The 284-nt window shown below is 49.3% G+C and carries 1 protein-coding gene; it reads left to right on the top strand.

What is annotated here, in order from left to right:
- Positions 1–27 precede the first annotated feature (27 nt).
- A partial coding sequence (locus EUU22_RS01500; RefSeq protein ID WP_165351042.1) for an AAA family ATPase occupies positions 28–284 on the top strand: 257 nt, incomplete at its 3' end.

The following is a 284-nucleotide window of genomic DNA, read 5'->3' as shown; positions in this document are numbered from 1 at the left end:
GGCTGGAAAGCTTAAAGAAGGCAAATAATGAAACTGATCCGCGCCCGCTTCGAGAATTTCCGATTGCTCCGCGATCTGGAACTCACATTTTCGACCGATAAGGACCGAAAACTAACGGTCATCCGGGCAGAAAATGAGACTGGAAAAACAACGATTTTGACTGCCCTTCAATGGGCGCTGTTCGGTGATGATGCGGTTCCAGGTGATGCAAAAGCATACCGATTTCATCCCATCGACTGGACAGGCCAATCCTGCAGGATTTCGGTTGAGCTGGATTTCGAGAC

Source organism: Ciceribacter ferrooxidans (assembly GCF_004137355.1).
Lineage (GTDB): Bacteria > Pseudomonadota > Alphaproteobacteria > Rhizobiales > Rhizobiaceae > Allorhizobium > Allorhizobium ferrooxidans.
Note: the sequence above shows the minus strand (reverse complement) of the source record. Positions and strands in the feature narration are given on the sequence as shown.